The organism is Streptosporangium sp. G11 (assembly GCF_051192615.1).
Taxonomy (GTDB): Bacteria; Actinomycetota; Actinomycetes; order Streptosporangiales; family Streptosporangiaceae; genus Streptosporangium.
Window position 1 is genome coordinate 1 of the sequence record NZ_JBPJUQ010000063.1, and the last position, 18,662, is coordinate 18,662.

The following is an 18,662-nucleotide window of genomic DNA, read 5'->3' on the forward strand; positions in this document are numbered from 1 at the left end:
GCGAGTCCCCGAGCCTGCTCGTCGAGATCGCGGTGCCGAAGTATCGCCCGCTCTGCTGGGCCGCCGCACCGAGCGTGCTCGCGGCGGCAGCGGCGGAAGCGGTACCGGTGGAAGCGGCACCGGCGGAGACCGGGCCGGTCACCGCCGTGAGCGTGCCGAGCACGAGGGTGCCGAGGGCACCGGCGATCAGGGTCCGGCGGAGACCGCTGAGGGGTCGCCGGGTTCCGGGCGGGGGTATGGCGCTTGTGCCCATGCCTGAGCCTCCATAACTGCATCACAGAAACGCGGAAGCGGATGGTCGCGAGGGGACACTCCGCGGGATCGACGCCGCGTCCCGTCATCAGGGAACGCACACCACCAGGGCGTCGTGGTCGACGGCCCCTGCAGCTCACCACCGACTTGGCATGGGGCCGTCTCGGGGACTCAGTGTGGAAACTATTACAAAATGTGTCAAGCTCATCCAGAAAGGTTCTGTCTCACTGTTCGCTACCTATGTCCTGCACCTGCGCCGACGTCTCCCGGCCCGCTGAAAGCCGCGGTCCCGCCGCCTGAGACGAGACCGGCTTTTGTGAAATTTTCATCACCTCGGACTGTCCGGCCCGACACGGCGGGCGTGAAACACCAGATGAGCGGTGTCCGCTTCCCGTTTCTTCCGGCACGCTATGTTTCGTACTCTTGACAGCCTCTCTCCGCCTCGTGTTTGCTCCGCTCCACCACCACAATCGTTCGGCGGGGAAGGAGCCAGACCGACAGGCGAAATGTTAACGCTCACATCTCCCTGTCCCCCCAAGGCACGCTCGGTGACCGTGAGGCCCTGGCAGACACCATCTCCACGGATCCCTCCTTACGGTCACCGAATCTCTTGACAGGAGGCTTTTCCGCACGGCGGACGTTCAGATCGATCTGACACAGCGGCTCTCAGGTGACCGGCGGACACCTGCGACGCGCCCGAGCCACCACCCCCGACCGCCAGCCCTGTCACCTCATGACATTCGTTACGACATTCGTCGGCGAATGATCCGAACACAAACTGTTAGCGCTACGCGAGCTGTCGGCAGCATCTGCTCTCAGCCGCCGGAAAGAGGTTGAGCATGCGTGGGTGGAGACGGTGGTTCAGCGCGGCGCTCCTGACCGTGACCATGGTCGCCCTGGGGGCGGTCGTACAGACGAGTGTCGCCGGGGCGGAGTCCAACGGCGGCGTGCGGGTCATGCCACTGGGCGACTCGATCACCGAGGGCACGCAGGTACCGGGCGGATACCGCATCGGCCTGTGGCAGCGGCTGGTCTCCGGCCGCTACACGGTGGACTTCGTCGGGTCGCAGTTCAACGGGCCGGGCAACCTGGGTGACCACGATCACCAAGGGCACCCCGGCTGGCGCATCGACCAGATCGACGCGAACATCACCAACTGGGCACGGACCCAAAATCCGCGCACGGTGCTGCTGCACATCGGCACCAACGACATACTGCAGAACTACAACGTGGCCGGCGCGCCCCAGCGGCTGTCCACCCTGATCGACCGCATCACCGCGACCGTGCCGGACGCGGAGGTGTTCGTCGCCACCATCATCCCGCTGTCCAACTCCGGGCAGGCCGCCGCCGCCCGCACCTTCAACGCGGCCATCCCCGGCATCGTGCAGAACAAGGTCAACAGCGGCAGGCGCGTCCACCTGGTCGACATGCACAGCAAGCTGACCACCTCCGACCTGATCGACGGCATCCACCCCACCGCCGGCGGCTACGACAAGATGGCCGCCGCCTGGTACGCGGCACTCCAGTCGGTCTCCGGCAGCATCGGCCAGCCCGGCGGCCCCAGCCCGACGCCGACGCCCACGCTGACGCCCTCGCCCGCGAGCGCGATCCGCGGCGTGGGTTCGGGCAGATGCCTGGACGTCGCCAACGCCTCGCAGGCCAACGGCGCGCAGGCGCAGATCTGGGACTGCAACGGCCAGAACAACCAGCGGTGGACGCCGACCGGCGCGGATGAGCTCCGGGTGTACGGCAACAAGTGCCTGGACGTGTCCAACATGAGCACCGCCGACGGCGCCCTCGTGCATATCTGGGACTGCAACGGCCAGAGCAACCAGAAGTGGCGCCTCAACGGCGACGGAAGCATCACCGCCGTCGGCGCGAACAAGTGCCTGGACGTACCCAACTACTCCACCGCCAACGGCGTCAAACTCCAGATCTGGTCCTGCAACGGCGGAGGCAACCAACGCTGGACCCGTATCTGACACGGGCGGGGACGCGGGGCGGTTCTCAGCGGGAGCCGGCGTGGTGGAGGCCGGCCCCGACGAGAACCGCCCCGGAGAAATGTGAAATGGGCGCGCGGTGTTCAATGGCGTTCGTTTTCGGCCTGCGCCGGATCGGAAATCGGGCGCCGGCCCATTTGTCGTCGAGTCGCGGAAGCGCCTTGAGGTGAATTCGCCGCCGACAGGTTTTCCGCCGGGCCGGCGCCGTTCTTTGCCGTACGACGAAATCGTCTCCCACGGGCCGGGCGAGGTGATGGCCGGGTCCGGCGTGATCACGGTGCTTCGGGGGTTGGAGGAGCAGGGGGCGTCATCAAGGGCCTGGTCACCGGCGCCGTCGTCGACGGCTTGGGGTGGCCATGACGAGCGAAGGAACGTCGCCGCCCGGCCGCGCCGCCGGCTGGAAGCGGGTGATCGACGCCGGACACGACCTCGCTGTCGTATTTGATATCCGTGACACGTCCACGCCCAGGTGCGAAAGTGCCGTCGTGCCGGTTCCACCACTCCCGCGGTCCGTCCGCCGGGCTTACCGATGCGACCGGCGGTCGATTAACAAGGGTTTTCGGCGTGATGGGACCGTGATATGTGAAGTTCTTGACGCGGCATGGTGTTAGCGCTCACAGTCTTCCTAGATCGAAGGAGAGGAGCGCCGGGTGGAACCCAGCCCGAGGCGTCGCCCGCCCGTCATGGCGGACGTGGCGAAGGTGGCGGGCGTGTCGCACCAGACGGTCTCGCGTGTGCTCAACGACCATCCCAGCGTCAGCGCGGAGACCCGGATCCAGGTTCTGCGCGCGATCGACCTGTTGGGCTACCGGCGTAACCTCGTCGCGCGCGCACTGGTCACCAGAAACTCCCGCAGGCTGGGTGTCGTCAGCTTCGACACGACGCTGTACGGTCCCGCGAGCACGGTCTACGGCATCGAGCAGGCCGCCAGGGACGCCGGTTATTTCATCAGCATCGTGAGTCTTCGGACCATCGACAGGGCGGGGGTGCTTGACGCCATCGATTACCTGACCGAACAGGGCGTGAACGGCATCGTCGTGGTCGCCCCGCAGCGCTTGGCGGCCGAGGCGCTGGGGGACATGCCCGCGGGCATGCCGGCCGTGGCCGTCGAGGGCGGCCAGGCGGGCGGGGTGTCGGTGGTCAGCGTCGACCAGGTGCAGGGTGCCGTCCTGGCGACCCGGCACCTGCTGGACCTCGGGCACGAGACGGTCTGGCACGTCAGCGGCCCGGCCGACTGGCTGGAGGCGGAAGGCCGCGTGCAGGGCTGGCGCGAGGCGCTGACCACCACCGGTCGTCCGGCTCCCGAACTCCTGGCCGGCGACTGGAGCCCGCGCTCCGGCTACCGTGCCGGGCAGCGGCTGGCCACGATGACCGGCGAGGTCACCGCCGTGTTCGTGGCCAACGACCAGATGGCTCTGGGGGTGCTGCGTGCCTTCATGGAGCAAGGCGTGAGAGTGCCCGGCCAGATCAATGTCGTGGGATTCGACGACATCCCGGAGTCGGAGTTCTTCTCCCCTCCTCTCACGACCATCAGACAGGACTTCGGGGCCGTGGGCAGACGCAGCATCGACGTGCTCGTGCGGCAGATCGAGACGGAGGGGCCGTACGTGCGCGAGCGTCACGTCGTGTCTCCCCGTCTCATCCTCAGAGCCAGTACGTCGACGTGCGCTAGTCGCCCGCGGAAGTAGGGAGAGCGTTGACAGCTCAAAGATGTTAGCGCTCACATTACGAAAGGAACCCCCATGTTGCAAAGGATCTCGGCGCTGATCGCGGTCGGTGCCGTCGCGTTGACGATGACCGGCTGCGGCAGCACGAGCACGCCGGCCGGCTCCACCGACACCGGCAAGGTCGCCGATGACGGCAAGGTCACCATGGGTTTCTCCCAGGTGGGTGCGGAGAGCGGCTGGCGTACGGCCAACACCAAGTCGGTGCAGGATTCGGCGAAGAGTGCCGGGGTGGAGCTGAAGTTCTCCGACGCTCAGCAGAAGCAGGAGAACCAGATCAAGGCGATTCGTTCGTTCGTTCAGCAGAAGGTCGATGTCATCGCCTTCTCCCCGGTGGTGGAGTCGGGGTGGGACACCGTGTTGAAGGAGGCGCAGAACGCCAAGATCCCGGTGATCCTCACCGACCGGGCGGTGGATTCGGCCGACACGACGCTGTACAAGACCTTCCTGGGGTCGGACTTCGTGGAGGAGGGCAAAAAGGCCGGTCAGTGGCTGGTGGAGGAGTACAAGGACTCCAAGGATCCGGTGAACATCGTGGAGTTGCAGGGCACCACCGGGTCGGCTCCGGCCAACGATCGTAAGGCGGGTTTCGCGGAGGTGATCGCGGCTGATCCGAAGTTCAAGATCGCCGCGTCGCAGACCGGTGACTTCACCCGGGCCAAGGGCAAGGAGGTGATGGAGGCGTTCTTGAAGTCCACTCCGGACATCGATGTGCTGTACGCGCACAACGACGACATGGGGCTGGGCGCGATCGAGGCGATCGAGGGTGCGGGCAAGGTGCCGGGCAAGGACATCAAGATCATCACGATTGACGCGGTGAAGGACGGGATGCAGGCCCTGGCCGACGGGAAGATCAGCTACATCGTGGAGTGCAGCCCGTTGCTTGGCCCTCAACTGATGGACCTGGCCAAGAAGGTCGTCAAGGGTGAGCAGGTGCCGGCTCGCGTGGTGACCGAGGAGACCACCTTCACCCAGGAGCAGGCCAAGCAGGCCCTGCCCACCCGCCAGTACTGAGCCGAACGGGCCGCCCCCGGTGCGGGGGCGGCCCGTCGGCCGTGGAAGAGAGGAGCGCCGTATGGTCACCCCTGGCCTGTCGTGCGGTTCGTCGACGGTCTTGTCCTGGGACCGGTCAGCGGTAGCCGGCGGCGGTCACGTTGGTCTGGACGGCGTTCTCGGTGGCGTCGGTGGGGTAGCCGGCGACCATGGCTCCCTCGTAGAAGGTGCCCGCGCTGAGGTTGGCGCCTCCGTCGGGCTTGCAGCAGTCGCCGCCGCTGCCCAGGATGATGGCCCCCTGCTTCTTCATCGGGCTGTAGCCGTTGGGGAGCTGGCCGTCGTACAGGGTGTACAGGCTGCCGGACTGGGCGTTGCTGCCCTTGATCGCGAACCTGGTCGTGCCGTTGTTCTTCAGCGTGGCGGTGACGAACTTGTGGGGGAAGGCCCGCTGGTTGGGGTTCCACGCCTGGCTGCCGCCGGGGAACAGACCCCATTCCAGGTCGGCCTGGACCCAGGGGCCGCTCCCGGAGCACCCGCCGAACCAGCACTGGGTGCTGAAGTTGATGGCGTCCATGGCGCCGGCGGCGTCGGCCTTCCTGGTGGTCTCGCTGTTGCCGTAGTCGAAGCAGCAGCCGCTGTTGACGTGGGTGCCACTGGTCACCATGTACATGCCCTCGGGTGCGCTGCCCGTGGGGACGCCGGTCAGGTGGCCGTCCCGCCAGTAGCTGTTGCCGGGGTTGATGTAGAGGGAGTAGGCCTTGTTGCCGCCGACGGTGAGCGACTCGGTGGTCGCGGTCGCGGGCCTGCTCTGCGGGGAGCCGGGGACCATGCTGGATCCCTGGTACCACAGGTCGTTGCCCCGCCCGGACTGGTCGTACAGGACCGTGATGACGCATGTGGTGCCGGTGCAGAACGAGTCCTGCGCCGCGGCGTTGGAGACACCGCCCGCGGTCAGGACGCCGATGTTCCGGGTCGTGCTGTCGGAGGAGCGCCTGACCTGGTAAAGGTTGCCGCTGTAGGCGCCGTAGAGCGCCCGCGTCGTGCTGTGCGCGGCCACGCACGGAGTGCCGCCCGAGGCGTAGATGTCACACGGGCGCGCGCCGGGCGGGGGCGGCGTCGGGGTCAGCGTCGGCGTCGGCGTGGGCTGGGTTCCGGTGGTCCACTTCTGGTTGGTGCCGCCGTGGCAGCTCCAGATGTGCACCTTGGTGCCGTTGGCGGTGCCGTAGCCGGACACGTCCAGGCACTTGCCGCTTCCGATCGCGGTGATGGTGCCGTCGCTGTTCAGGCGCCACTTCTGGTTGTTCTGGCCGTTGCAGTCCCAGATGATCACCGCGGTGCCGTCGGCGGTGCCCGCGGTGTTGACGTCCAGGCACTTGCCGCCGTACACCCGAAGCTCGCTCGCGTCGGTCGAGGTCCACTGCTGGTTGTTCTGGCCGTTGCAGTCCCAGATGTTCACCGCGGCGCCGTTGGCCTGCGAGGCGCCGACGACGTCCAGGCACCGGCCCGACGCCGTGCCCACCAGTGGCGTGGTCGCCGCCGAGGCCGGTGCCCACCAGGTGAGGCCGGTGGCCAGGACGGTCGTCAGCACCGCCACGACAGAGGCGATGACGGCCGTTCGAGAGCGCCGCCCACGCGTCACGCGGCCCGGTAACGGAATGGGGGAAGGGGGCATTGTCGTGCTCCTTGGGAGTAGGGCGTGGCGGAGACAGGCGCTTGGAGGACCGCGGGGCTCCGCTCAGGGGCCGGTCGCCACTACGAATACGAACCGATTCGACAAGGTTCCGAATCCCCCGGAGGGGAGGAGTGGTGGTGCACAGCGAAGCACATACGACTGTTGGACTGCTTGTCAAGACTCGGCCTTGCCCGGCCGCCTGCCGGACGCTCCTCCCGGCGGCTCTCATCGGCGATCTCACGTCCCGCGGGAGCCGGGCCCGGAGGAACGTTCGCCTGTCCTACGCGCCCGCTCACGGCCCGCCCCGAACGTCCTGACATCGAACCGGTTCGGATGTCGTCCGGCCGATGACCGGCCGGGGCCGGGGGGCGGGAGAAGAGCGCTGCCGGATCTCCTCCCGGCGGCCCGGCGGCCGCCTTCTCGCCGTCGCCGGCAGGAGTACGACCGGTCGAGGTCGCCTTCACGGCGGATCGGACGGTGCCCGATCAGTACGACACATCTGAACCTTTCATGCGGGCCGGTCGGCGCGGGTGGCCGCGGTGGCGGGCATTACCGCAGGTCGCAGCCGAAAACGACTAACCGCGGCCGAAATCTCAGTGTGCATATTGTGAAATAAGTAGGCTTAAGGCCTTGACGGGCATAAGTGACCGGAACGTAATTGGTAGTGAGGTTCCGGGAGGCTCCTTCCGGTGCCTCCGCGGCGGATCACGTGAGCGGGACGTGGAGGCGCTTCACGGCCCTTCGCGTCGTGGTCGGCCATGTCGACATTCACAACCCCGCCTCACCATGCCCTCTCGCATGGTGTCACCGGTGAGGCGCGCCATCCTGGGAGAAGCACGTGCCCGATCGAACGAGCTCCGCGGACGAGGCCGGTCCCAATCCGGCGTGGCCGTCCCCGCCGGCGTCGTGATGGCCGGGAGGCCGCCTCCACCGGCCCACCGATCACGGTCACCATGCCGCGAAGTGGCATGATCCGGCCGACCTCGTAGCCGGATCCGCGTGGCCGGCCGCCGTCGTACACCTCCCCGTACGGCGACGGTCTCCGCTTCAGGAGGGCACCACCCACCTGAGGAGGAGGGCGTGAACCGACCCACCCCCCACCCCCAAAGGAACCACCGTGCAACCACCTTCGCCCGCCGTGGCGCTCAGACCGGTCCTGACCGGCATCGTCGCCGCGGCGCTGGCCGCGGCCTTCACCATCGCCGCCCCGGTCGCCTCCACCCTCGCGGCCACCAAGACCCCGCACGCGTCATCATCCGGCGCCGGCGGGGCGGGCTCGTCGCACCAGGCGCTCGCGCTGAACATCCCGGCGTCCGACTACCAGCAGGTGCCGCTCGCGTCGGGCGGCAACGAGCTGGGCGAGGCGATGTCACTGGCCGTGCTGCCGAACCGATCGGTCCTCCACACGGCCCGCGACGGCACGTTGCGCGTGACCGACGTCAACGGCAACACGAAGGTGGCCGCCAGGCTCAACGTCTACGCCCACGACGAGGAGGGCCTCCAGGGAGTGGCGGTCGATCCGGGCTTCGCCACGAACCGGTACGTCTGGCTGTACTACTCGCCCCGGCTGAGCACGCCGACCGGCGACGCCCCGTCCACTGGCACCCAGGCGCAGTTCGACCAGTGGAAGGGCGAGTTCTACCTGTCGCGGTTCACCCTCAAGTCGGATGAGACGCTCGACACGGCCAGCGAGAAGGTGGTCCTGCGGGTCGCCAACGACCGTGGCCAGTGCTGCCACGCGGGCGGCGACCTCGACTTCGACGCGCAGGGCAACCTGTATCTGACCACCGGTGACGACACCAACCCCTTCGAGTCGGCGGGCTACTCCCCGCTGGACGAGCGGACCAACCGCAATCCCCAGTACGACGCCCAGCGTTCGGCCGGAAACACCAACGACCTGCGCGGCAAGCTCCTGCGGATCAAGCCGCAGGCGGACGGCACCTACACGATCCCCAGCGGCAACCTGTTCGCGCCGGGGACGGCGAGGACGCGGCCGGAGATCTACGCGATGGGTCTTCGCAACCCGTTCCGGATGAGCGTCGACAAGGCGACCGGCGTCGTCTACCTGGGCGACTACGGGCCGGACGCGGGGTCGACCAACTCCAGCCGTGGGCCGAGCGGGCAGGTGGAGTTCAACCGCATCACCAGTGCCGGCAACTACGGCTGGCCGTACTGCACGGGCGGCAACTCCACCAACGAGACCTACAACGAGTGGAACTTCTCCTCCAACAGCACCGGCCCGAAGTACAACTGCGCGGGGGGCCCGACCAACAACTCCTTCCGCAACACCGGCCTGACCACGCTGCCCCCGGCCAAGCCCGCGTGGATCAAGTACGCCGGTGACTCCGGCTCGCCGCCGGAGTTCGGCAGCGGCTCGGAGTCGCCGATGGGCGGCCCGGTCTACCGGTACGACCCGAACCTGAACTCCAGTGTCAAGTTCCCCCAGGTTCTCGACGGACGGTTCTTCGCCGGCGAGTACGGCCGCCGCTGGATCAAGGCCATCGAGGTGAGGAGCGACGGCGGCTACGGGGAGATCTCCGCGTTCCCCTGGTCGGGGACGCAGGTGATGGACATGGCCTTCGGTCCCGACGGGGCGTTGTACGTGCTGGACTACGGCACCGGAAGCAACAACCAGGCGCTCTACCGGATCGAGTACATCGGCCAGGCCGCCAACCGCAACCCGATCGCCAAGGCCTCGGCCAATAAGACCTCGGGACCGGCTCCGCTGACGGTGAACTTCTCCTCGGCGGGCAGCTCCGACCCCGAGGGCGGCGCGCTGACGTACTCGTGGAACTTCGGCGACGGCACCACCTCCACCGCCGCCAACCCGACCAAGACCTACACGGCCAACGGCTCGTACACCGCCACGCTCACCGTCCGCGACCCGCAGGGGCTGCCCGGAGGCGCGAGCGTCGCCGTGTCCGTCGGCAACACGGCCCCGACCGTGACGCTCACGACCCCCGGCGACGGCCAGCTGTTCTCCTTCGGCGACACGGTGCCGTTCCAGGTCAACGTGAGCGATCCGGAGGACGGCACGATCGACTGTTCGAGAGTGACGGTGACCTACTCGCTCGGCCATGACAGCCATGCCCACGAGATCACCTCCAGGACCGGCTGCAGCGGCTCCATCGCGGTGCCGGTCGACGGCGAGCACGACACCGCGGCGAACATCTACGGCGTCTTCGTGGCCTCCTACACCGACGGGGGCGGCCTGACCGCCACCAGCAGTCGGACGCTGCAGCCACGGCACCGGCAGGGCGAGCACTTCGGCGCCCAGCAGGGCGTGCAGACGGCCGACCACACCACCGCCGAGGGCGGCAAGACCGTGGGCTTCGTCGACGACGGCGACTGGGTCTCCTTCCAGCCGTACAACCTGAGCAACGCCAACAGGTTCACCGCGCGGGTGTCCTCGGCGGGCGCGGGCGGCCGGATCGAGGTCCGGGCGGGCTCGGCCACGGGCACGCTGCTGGGAACGGCGACCGTAACGAGCACCGGTAGCTGGGAGACCTTCGCCGACGTCTCGGCCAACCTGAGCGGCGCGCCGAGCGGCGCCACGACGCTGTACCTCGTCTTCCGCGGCTCGACCGGCCAGGGCTACCTGTTCGACCTGGACGCCTTCACCTTCGGCACCGGCACGACCCCCACCCCCACCCCGACTCCGACCCCGACGCCTTCCGGTGACACGAGCGCGTTGCGGGGGGTCGGGTCGAACCGGTGCCTGGACGTCTCCGGCGCCTCGCAGACCAACGGCGCCGCGGTGAACATCTGGGACTGCAACGGGGGGACCAACCAGCGGTGGACCTCCAACAGCTCGGGTGAGCTGCGGGTGTACGGCAACAAGTGCCTGGACGTGAACGGGGCCGGGACGGCGGACGGCACCGCGGTGCTCATCTGGGACTGCAACGGCCAGAACAACCAGAAGTGGCGCTTCAACTCCGACGGCACCATCACCGGGATCGGCAGCGGCAAGTGCCTGGACGTGTCCGGCAGCGGCACCGCCAACGGCACCAAGGTGTACATCTGGACCTGCCTGGGCGCCAACAACCAGAAGTGGACCCGCGTCTAGGCGATCCGCCACACCACGCGACCTCGACCACACCACGAGCACGTCATCAATGTGGCGCCCGGAGCGGCCCGGCTCATCGCCGAAAGGGCCGCACCGGGCGTCACGACGGAAGGACAGCCATGCTTCGACATCTGACCCCCGCCGCGCTCGGGCGCACCGGGGGTGGCGGCCGGAGGACCTCCGTGCTGCGACGCCTGTCGCTGGCCGCGGTGGCGCTCGCCGCCACCGCCGCCACGACCCTGATCCCCGCCGTCCCCGCCCAGGCCGCCGCCTTCGAGGTGCTGGTCTTCTCCAAGACGGCCGGGTTCCGGCACGACGCGATCCCCGTCGGGATCCAGACCATCCGCGACCTGGGGTCCGCCAACGACTTCGCCGTCACCGCCACCGAGGACGCCGGCGTCTTCAACACGTCCAACCTCGCCCGGTACAAGGCGGTGGTGTTCCTCAACACCACCGGTGACGTGCTGAACGACAGCCAGCAGTCCGCCTTCCAGTCGTACGTGGACGGCGGGGGCGGTTACGTCGGGGTGCACTCGGCCGCCGACACCGAGTACAACTGGCCGTACTACGGGCAGCTGGTGGGCGCCTGGTTCAACAGCCACCCGGCGATCCAGCAGGCCACCGTACGCAACGAGAACCGGGCGCACGCCGCGACCGCCCACCTGGGGACGACCTGGACGCGGACCGACGAGTGGTACAGCTTCCGGAGCAACCCCCGCCCGAACGTGCGGGTCCTGCAGAACCTGGACGAGAGCACCTACAGCGGCGGCGGCATGGGCGACCACCCGATCACCTGGTGCCGTCCCCAGTCCTCGGGCCGCTCGTTCTACACCGGCCTGGGACACACCCAGGAGTCGTACGCGGACTCGAACTTCCGCACGCTGCTGCTGGGCGGGATCCGCTACGCGGCCAAGGCGACCAACGCCGACTGCCGCCCGGAGACCGGCTACACGGCGCTGTACAACGGGTCGACGACGGGCTGGTCGCAGGCCGGGCCGGGGTCGTTCACCAACAGCTCCGCCACGCTGACCTCCCAGGGCGGCATGGGCATGCTCTGGTACAGCGCCAAGGAGTTCCGCTCCTACTCGCTCAAGCTCGACTGGAGGCTGAACGGCGACTCCAACTCCGGGGTGGTCGTCGGGTTCCCGTCCACCACCGACCCGAACACGGCACTCAACACCGGCCACGAGGTGCAGATCGACGCGACCGACAGCGCGGACAAGACGACAGGCGCGATCTACGGGTTCAAGGCGGCGGACATCGCCGCACGCGACGCGGCGCTGAACCCGCCGGGCCAGTGGAACACCTACGAGCTGCTGGTGGAGGGTGAGCGGCTGCAGGTGTTCCTGAACGGCACGAAGATTAACGACTTCACCAACACCGACCCGGTCCGCTCACTGCAGCAGGGCTACATCGGCATCCAGAACCACGGGTCCCCCGACGTGGCGGCGTTCCGCAACATCCGCATCAAGGAACTGACCAACGTGACGCCCACCCCGACGCCCACGCCCACGCCGACCCCGACCCCGACCGCCAACACGAGCGCGTTGCGGGGCACGGCGTCGGGCCGGTGCCTGGACGTCTCCGGCGCCTCGCAGGCCAACGGCGCCGCGGTGAACATCTGGGACTGCAACGGGCGGTCCAACCAGCAATGGACCTCGACCGCCTCCAGCGAGCTGCGGGTGTACGGCAACAAGTGCCTGGACGTGAACGGTGGCGGGACCGCCGACGGCGCCGCGGTGCTCATCTGGGACTGCAACGGCCAGAACAACCAGAAGTGGCGCCTGAACTCCGACAACACCATCACCGCGGTCGGAAGCGGCAAGTGCCTGGACGTGTCCGGCTACGGCACCGCCAACGGCACCAAGGTGCACATCTGGAGCTGCCACGGCGGCACCAACCAGAAGTGGACCAGGGGATGACCCTGAGGTGACGCGCCGCTGGAGCCGGTCCGCCCCTGGCGACCGGCTCCAGCGGGGGCGTCCTCGCGGGGTCAGCCCTGCCGGGCGAGGCCCTTCTCGACCGCCTCGATGATCCGTGGCCGCAGCTCGGCGCAGCTGATGATCGCGTCCACCGAGCCGACGTCGACCGCCCGCTGGATGCTGTGCACGCGGTCGAACTCGGTGGCCACCTCGGTGAGCTTCTCGGCCCGCACGGACGACCGCAGCTCGGCCAGCTCGGCGGCCAGCGCGACCCGCGTGGCGGCCGGCGCCTCCGCGACCCGGGCGGCGAGCGCGAGCACGCGGGGGTCGTTGCCGGTCCGCTTGTCGACGTCGCGCGCGAAGACCACCGCGGCGGCCGGGGCACCGCCGAGCACCGAGGCGAACGAGCCCTCGACCGCGAGCACGGTCATGTTCGGGTTGAGCGCCTTGGAGAACACCACGAACGCGCCGCCGTGGTACCGCGAGATCACGCAGAACACGATGGGGCCCTTGAAGTTCACCACCGCGCGGCCGATCTCCGCGCCGTACTCCAGCTGCAGCTTGCGCATCGACTCGGGCGAGCCGTCGAACCCCGACAGGTTGGCCAGCACGACCAGCGGACGGTTCCCGCTGGCGGCGTTGATGGCCCGGGCGGCCTTCTTGGACGACCGCGGGAACAGGGTGCCCGCGGTGTAGGTGTCGGGGCCGTCGGTGGGCGGGAATCCGCGGCGCGGCACGGAGCGGGACTCGATGCCCAGCAGGCACACCGGCCGGCCACCGAGGTGGACGTCCTGGACGGCGGCGGTGTCCGCGTCGGCCATGCCCGCCCACCGCTCCAGCACGGGGTGGTCCTGGTCGGACAGCGCGCGCATGACGGTGCGGATGTCGAACGGCTTCTTGCGGTCCGGGTTGGACTCGACGGAGAAGATCTGGCCCACCGTCGTGAAGTCGCTGTCCGGCACGGAGTGCGGGAACGTCGACACGTCGCGGTCCACCGGGTCGCCGGTGACCGTCCTGCGCGGCCCGCTCTCCCCCGGCGCGACGTAGCTGTGGTCGTAGTGGGACATCAGGACCTCCCGCGCACCGCGGATGTCCGGCGCCCAGTACTGTGCCTGGCCGTTCGGGCCCATGATCCGGTCGTACCCGCCGATGCCGTGGTTGTCCTCGGCCGACACGCCACCGGAGAAGTCGAGCGACTGCTTGCCCGTCAGCACCATCGCGGAGTCCGGCGTCATCACCAGGATGCCCTTGGTGTGCATGAGCATCGTGGCCTCGGCGTTCCAGTACGGCTGGGCGCCGACGTTGATGCCCGCGACCACGATGTTGATCTCGCCGCCGTCCTGGGTGAAGTTCACGATCCGCTTCAGCGCGGCCGCCACCCAGTCCATGTTCTCGGTGCCGGACGACATCGAGATCCGGGCGCCCGCGGAGAGCGCGAACCACTCCAGCGGCACCCGCATCCGCTCGGCCAGGTCGAGCGCGGCGATCACCCGCGCGCACTCGGGCTCGGACAGCGCGCCGAGCGCCTTCGTCGGGTCGCCCAGCAGCACGACGCGGGTCATGCCCTCCGGGTGGCGCGGCGTGGGCGTGCTGACGACCCCCGCGACGAGCGCGGCGGTGTTGCGCCCCTTGGGCCGGTTCACCGGTACCAGCTTCGAGTGCTCGTCCAGGTCGTACTCGGTGAAGGAGCCGAACGGCCCGGCGAGCATGCCGGTCAGCTCGTACGGGTGGTGCGTGCCGCGGCTGTGCGCGCGCAGCACCTCCTGGCGGTAGTCGTCCAGCGGCTCGATGGGCTCGGCCGGCGGCGGCACGATGGACAGCCGCACGCCGGAGTCCACGTCGTAGCCGATCCGGACGGCGATGTCGACGAGCTCGCCGGTGACGCCGTCGCGGCGCCTGCCGAGGAACAGAACCTCCTCCAGGCCCGTGCCCGCCGTCGTCGGCAACACGCGCTTCGCCACGGTGTTCAGGTCGTCCGGCGAGAGGTCGGTCGGCGGCCACACGTAGATGACGATCCGGTTCGTGGCGGACGTCTTCGCGCCGGGCTTCCTGGCCCGGCGGATCGCGTCGAGGCACGTGGCCAGGATGTTCTCGGCCGCGGGCAGCGCGACGAGCCTGCCCTCGTCGTCGCGCAACGGGGTCAGGTCGCGGACCTGCCCCAGGGCGACGAGGCGCTCGTCGGACGGGTTCTGCCGTGCCGAGGCCCGGAAGAGGTAGACCTCCTCGTCGGGCGCGGGCAGCCGGGTGAGGTCGAAGTCGCGCAACCGCTCCAGCTGCATGCGCTCGGCGATGCGCGGGTGCAGGCCGCGCAGCAGCCGTTCCTCCACGAAGCCGGCCGCGGACGGCCGGAAGGTGAAGTGGTGGTGCATGACGGCGCCGCTGTTGCCGGCGACGGTCGTGACGATGCGGCCGATCCGGTTCGACGGCTGCTGCGCGACCAGGACCTCGCGCAGGCGCGCGGCCATCTCGTCGGGGTCGCTCGGACCGTCCGACCAGGTCAGGTAGACGTCCGCCACCAGCTCGCCGTCACCGGCGAACTCGCCGACCGCCTTGAGCGCCTCGGCCAGCGCCAGGAAGTCGACCGCGGTGGCCACGACGCGGCCGTCGCCGGTCGAGGTGCGGTGGTCGGCGACGAAGAACGTGCAGCCCGCCACCTTGCTCACCCGGATGTTGCTGAGCGCGCGGTTGCCGTAGTAGCGGCGGCTCAGCACCTCCAGCAGCGGTACGGGGTCGGCGCCCTCGCGGCCGATCCGCTGGCCGACCAGCCGCACGAGCGGCTCGGCGCTGGCGACCATGGCGGAGATCCGCTCGGCGCGGTCGGGCGCGTCCGGGTGCTGGTCGAGGTGGCGCAGGTGCTTGCGTACGGCCGTGTAGACCTTGGCCCGGGTGCGGCGCAGCAGCGGCTGGGCGAACCAGGCGAACACGACGCCGCGCGCCAGGTCCGCGACGGCGGGGAACCGCACCTGGGTGGCGGCGACCAGGTGTTCCAGCGCCAGGCCGACGGTGACGCGGTCCGCCTCGGCGGGCGGGGCCTCGTTCGCCCACTGGCGCAGCAGGGTCGTCACCACGGCGACGTCGGCGGACGCGCGCCGCTGGGCCAGGAAGATCCGGAAGACCGCGTCCTCCAGCTCCGGCGTGCGGTCCAGGCCCTCGACGCCGTAGCGGGACAGCACGTGCGTGAGCCGCTGCCGGAAGCTCTCCGACAGCGCCGACCGGTCCGGGTCGAGATACTGCAGGTACGTGTGGAAGTACTCGCGGGGGCTGTGCACCGCGGAGCCGGACTTCGACTCCTCGCCGGCGGGCCGGTTGCGGCTCAGCTCGCTCAGGTCGGCGAACAGGCGCAGCAGCTCGACCTCACCGGCCGGCTCGTGTTCGCCTTCCGCGACGAGTTCGGCGCGCGCGGCCAGGTAGCCGGCGAGCAGGCGCCTCTCGTCCTGCGAGTCGACGTCGAAGCCCAGCAGGAGGCTGCGCAGGTCCTGCAGGCCACGTGCGGCCCGCTCGGCCGCGGGCACGTCCACCGGCTCGGGCGGCAGGTCCAGCTCGACCTCCCTCACCACGGTCGCGGGACCGGCCGCCTCGTCGCCGTCGCCCAGGGGCTCCAGGCGGAGCAGGCGGGCGCCCGCCTCCACCTGGCTGCCGACCGACACCGCGAGCTCCCGCACGCGCCCGCGGAACGGTGCGCGCAGCACGGTCTCCATCTTCATGCTCTCGACCACGAGCAGCGGCGCGCCCGCCTCGACCTCGTCGCCGGCCTGCAGCGGCGTGGCCACCACGAGCGCGGGCACGGGCGAGCGCACGATGCCGCCCTCGTCGCGGCTGATCCGGTGCGTGACGCCGTTGACCTCGACCAGGTGGATCGGGCCGTGAGTGCTCGTGACGACCTTGAAACGGACGCCGTTCACGGTGATCTGGCCGCTGTGCTCGTCGAAGCGCTCGATGTCGACGTCGGCCGCGTGCTCGGGGCCGCCCGCCGAGATGCCGATGCGGAACCGGTGGCCGCCGGTGCGGGCGACCTGGACGCGGTAGCCGACGTCGCGGAGCTTGAGCTCCAGCGCGCGGCCGCTCTCGTGCTGCGACTGCGGACGGCCGCCGTGCGCGGTGGACAGGAAGCGCTGCCGCGTCACGGTCTCCTCGTCCTCGTAGGCCTCGACGGCGGCGGCGATCAGCGCGATCGCGGAGTGCCGGTGCGACACGAGGGCGCCCCGGGCGCGCACGCGGTCGATCCAGCCGGTGTCGGCGGACCCGTCGATCACCGCGGGCTCGTCGAGCAGCATGCGGACGAAGCCCTTGTTGGTCACGCCGCCCTCGATGATGACGGTCGTCTGCGTCATCGCGCGGCGCAGGCGGGCCAACGCCTCCGTGCGGTCACGGCCGTGCGCGATGATCTTGGCGATCATCGAGTCGAAGTCGGCGGGGATCGTGTCGCCCTCGCTGAACCCGGTGTCCACCCGGATGCCGGGGCCGCTGGGCAGCGCCAGCCGCGCGATCCGGCCGGGGGAGGGCGCGAAGTCGCGGTCGGGGTCTTCGGCGTTGAGGCGCGCCTCGACGGCGTGACCCCACTCCTCGGGCGCGTCACCGTCGAGCTTGCCGCCCGCCGCGACGTGCAGCTGGGCCTTCACCAGGTCGACGCCGGTGGTGATCTCGGTGATCGGGTGCTCGACCTGCAGGCGCGTGTTGACCTCGAGGAACGCGAACAGCCGCTCACCGGGGTGGTAGAGGAACTCGACGGTGCCCGCGCCCCGGTAGTCGACCGCGAGCACGAGCCGCTCCGCCGCCGCCTTCAGCTCGGCGACCTGCCCGGCGTCGAGGACCGGGGAGGCGGACTCCTCGATGATCTTCTGGTTGCGCCGCTGCACGGAGCAGTCGCGCACGCCCAGCGCCCACGCGGTTCCCTGCCCGTCCGCGATGACCTGCACCTCGACGTGCCGGGCGCCCGTCACCAGGCGCTCCAGGAACACGACGCCGCTGCCGAACGCGCGCGCGGCCTCCTGGCGCGTCAGCTCGTAGGCCCGGGTCAGCTCGTCGGCGTCGGAGACCATCCGGATACCCCGGCCACCGCCGCCCGCGGTCGCCTTCAGCATCAGGGGGTAGCCGATCCGGTCCGCCGCCGCCTTCGCGTCCTCCAGCGTCTCCACCGGGCCGCGGCTCCACGGCGCGACGGGCACGCCGACCTCTTCGGCGATCAGCTTCGAGCCGATCTTGTCGCCCAGCCTGCGCATCGCCTCGGAGCCCGGGCCGACGAACGTCACGCCGATCTCGGCGCACAGGTCGGCGAACGCCGGGTCCTCGGCCACGAAGCCCCAGCCGACCCAGGCCGCGTCGGCGCCGGTCTCGACCAGGGCCTTCCTGAGGACCGCGTGGTCCAGATAGGGCCGGTTCGCGGCGAGCCCCAGGTCGTAGGCGATGTCGGCCTCCCGGACGAACGTGGCCGTCCGGTCGGAGTCGGTGTACAGGGCGACGGTCTCGATCCGTGTTCCCGTCTCCGCGGCTAGGTCCTGAACGGCGTGGATGAGCCGCATGGCGGCTTCGCCGCGGTTGACGATGGCGACACGACTGAACACTGAGCGAGCCTTTCGAAGACGGTGAACACGGCGACCGTCCCCGGCCCCAACCGGGGTACATACTCTCGGCTGCCCCCGGATACCGGAATGGTGGGGACTAAGCGTGTTTCGCGGCCGGAGTTGTGGGGCTCGCACAAACGCGCTCGCCGGGGTGGTGTGGCATGCGGCTGGTGTGGTCTTGGTCGCGTAGCGGCTCGTGGACTCGGGGCCCGTCCAGACTAGCCGTGGGCGAGGGGGGTTCGTTTGTCAGGCGGTGACAAAAACGGCGGGGCGGGGCCTCGGCCGTCGGCGGCGCACGTGGGGGAGGGCCCTTCGGCCGTGGGGGCGGGCTCGACGCCGCGCCGACATCGAGCCTGCCACCGCAAGATCATATCCAAGCGATCCTCCCGATGAGCCGGCCCGGGGAGCGGCGGCTTCGTCCGGCGCGGCGCGCGGGCGGGCGTGCCCGCGGGACCCGCGCGGGCGCGAACGT

At 69.8% G+C, this 18,662-nt stretch carries 7 protein-coding genes and 1 pseudogene; 5 read left to right on the forward strand and 3 right to left on the reverse strand.

The window, feature by feature from the left end:
• Positions 1–253, reverse strand: a pseudogene (locus ACSDR0_RS38230) (hypothetical protein); the annotation flags it as partial.
• Between the two features lie 838 nt (positions 254–1,091).
• Between ACSDR0_RS38230 and ACSDR0_RS38235 the strand changes: the two are divergent.
• From ACSDR0_RS38235 to ACSDR0_RS38245, 3 genes are all read left to right on the forward strand, one after another.
• Positions 1,092–2,234, forward strand: coding sequence for a lectin (locus ACSDR0_RS38235; RefSeq protein WP_435293835.1), 1,143 nt, complete (start codon positions 1,092–1,094; stop codon positions 2,232–2,234).
• 701 nt (positions 2,235–2,935) lie between these two features.
• Entirely contained in the window at positions 2,936–3,940 is a 1,005-nt protein-coding gene (locus ACSDR0_RS38240) for a LacI family DNA-binding transcriptional regulator (RefSeq protein WP_435293867.1), read from the forward strand.
• Positions 3,941–3,994: 54 nt separating this feature from the next.
• Positions 3,995–4,990 carry an ABC transporter substrate-binding protein gene (locus ACSDR0_RS38245; protein ID WP_435293836.1) on the forward strand — a complete coding sequence of 332 codons (996 nt, stop codon included), beginning with the start codon at positions 3,995–3,997 and terminating at the stop codon, positions 4,988–4,990.
• A gap of 115 nt (positions 4,991–5,105) precedes the next feature.
• Here ACSDR0_RS38245 and ACSDR0_RS38250 read toward each other — a convergent pair whose 3' ends face one another.
• Positions 5,106–6,563 carry an arabinofuranosidase catalytic domain-containing protein gene (locus ACSDR0_RS38250; protein ID WP_435293837.1) on the reverse strand — a complete coding sequence of 486 codons (1,458 nt, stop codon included), beginning with the start codon at positions 6,561–6,563 and terminating at the stop codon, positions 5,106–5,108.
• 1,195 nt (positions 6,564–7,758) lie between these two features.
• Here ACSDR0_RS38250 and ACSDR0_RS38255 point away from each other — a divergent pair.
• Entirely contained in the window at positions 7,759–10,707 is a 2,949-nt protein-coding gene (locus ACSDR0_RS38255) for a lectin (RefSeq protein ID WP_435293838.1), read from the forward strand.
• 119 nt (positions 10,708–10,826) lie between these two features.
• Positions 10,827–12,629 carry a lectin gene (locus ACSDR0_RS38260; protein WP_435293839.1) on the forward strand — a complete coding sequence of 601 codons (1,803 nt, stop codon included), beginning with the start codon at positions 10,827–10,829 and terminating at the stop codon, positions 12,627–12,629.
• A gap of 71 nt (positions 12,630–12,700) precedes the next feature.
• On the opposite strand, the gene ACSDR0_RS38265 is transcribed toward ACSDR0_RS38260, so the two are convergent.
• Positions 12,701–18,190 carry a carboxyl transferase domain-containing protein gene (locus tag ACSDR0_RS38265; RefSeq protein WP_435293840.1) on the reverse strand — a complete coding sequence of 1,830 codons (5,490 nt, stop codon included), beginning with the start codon at positions 18,188–18,190 and terminating at the stop codon, positions 12,701–12,703.
• Positions 18,191–18,662: the final 472 nt, after the last annotated feature.

Bases quoted from the DNA above. Each gene is read 5' to 3' on its own strand.
- ACSDR0_RS38240 (WP_435293867.1), top strand. From the start codon at position 2,936: ATGGCGGACGTGGCGAAGGTGGCGGGCGTGTCGCACCAGACGGTCTCG.
- ACSDR0_RS38235 (WP_435293835.1), top strand. From the start codon at position 1,092: ATGCGTGGGTGGAGACGGTGGTTCAGCGCGGCGCTCCTGACCGTGACC.
- ACSDR0_RS38245 (WP_435293836.1), top strand. From the start codon at position 3,995: ATGTTGCAAAGGATCTCGGCGCTGATCGCGGTCGGTGCCGTCGCGTTG.
- ACSDR0_RS38260 (WP_435293839.1), top strand. From the start codon at position 10,827: ATGCTTCGACATCTGACCCCCGCCGCGCTCGGGCGCACCGGGGGTGGC.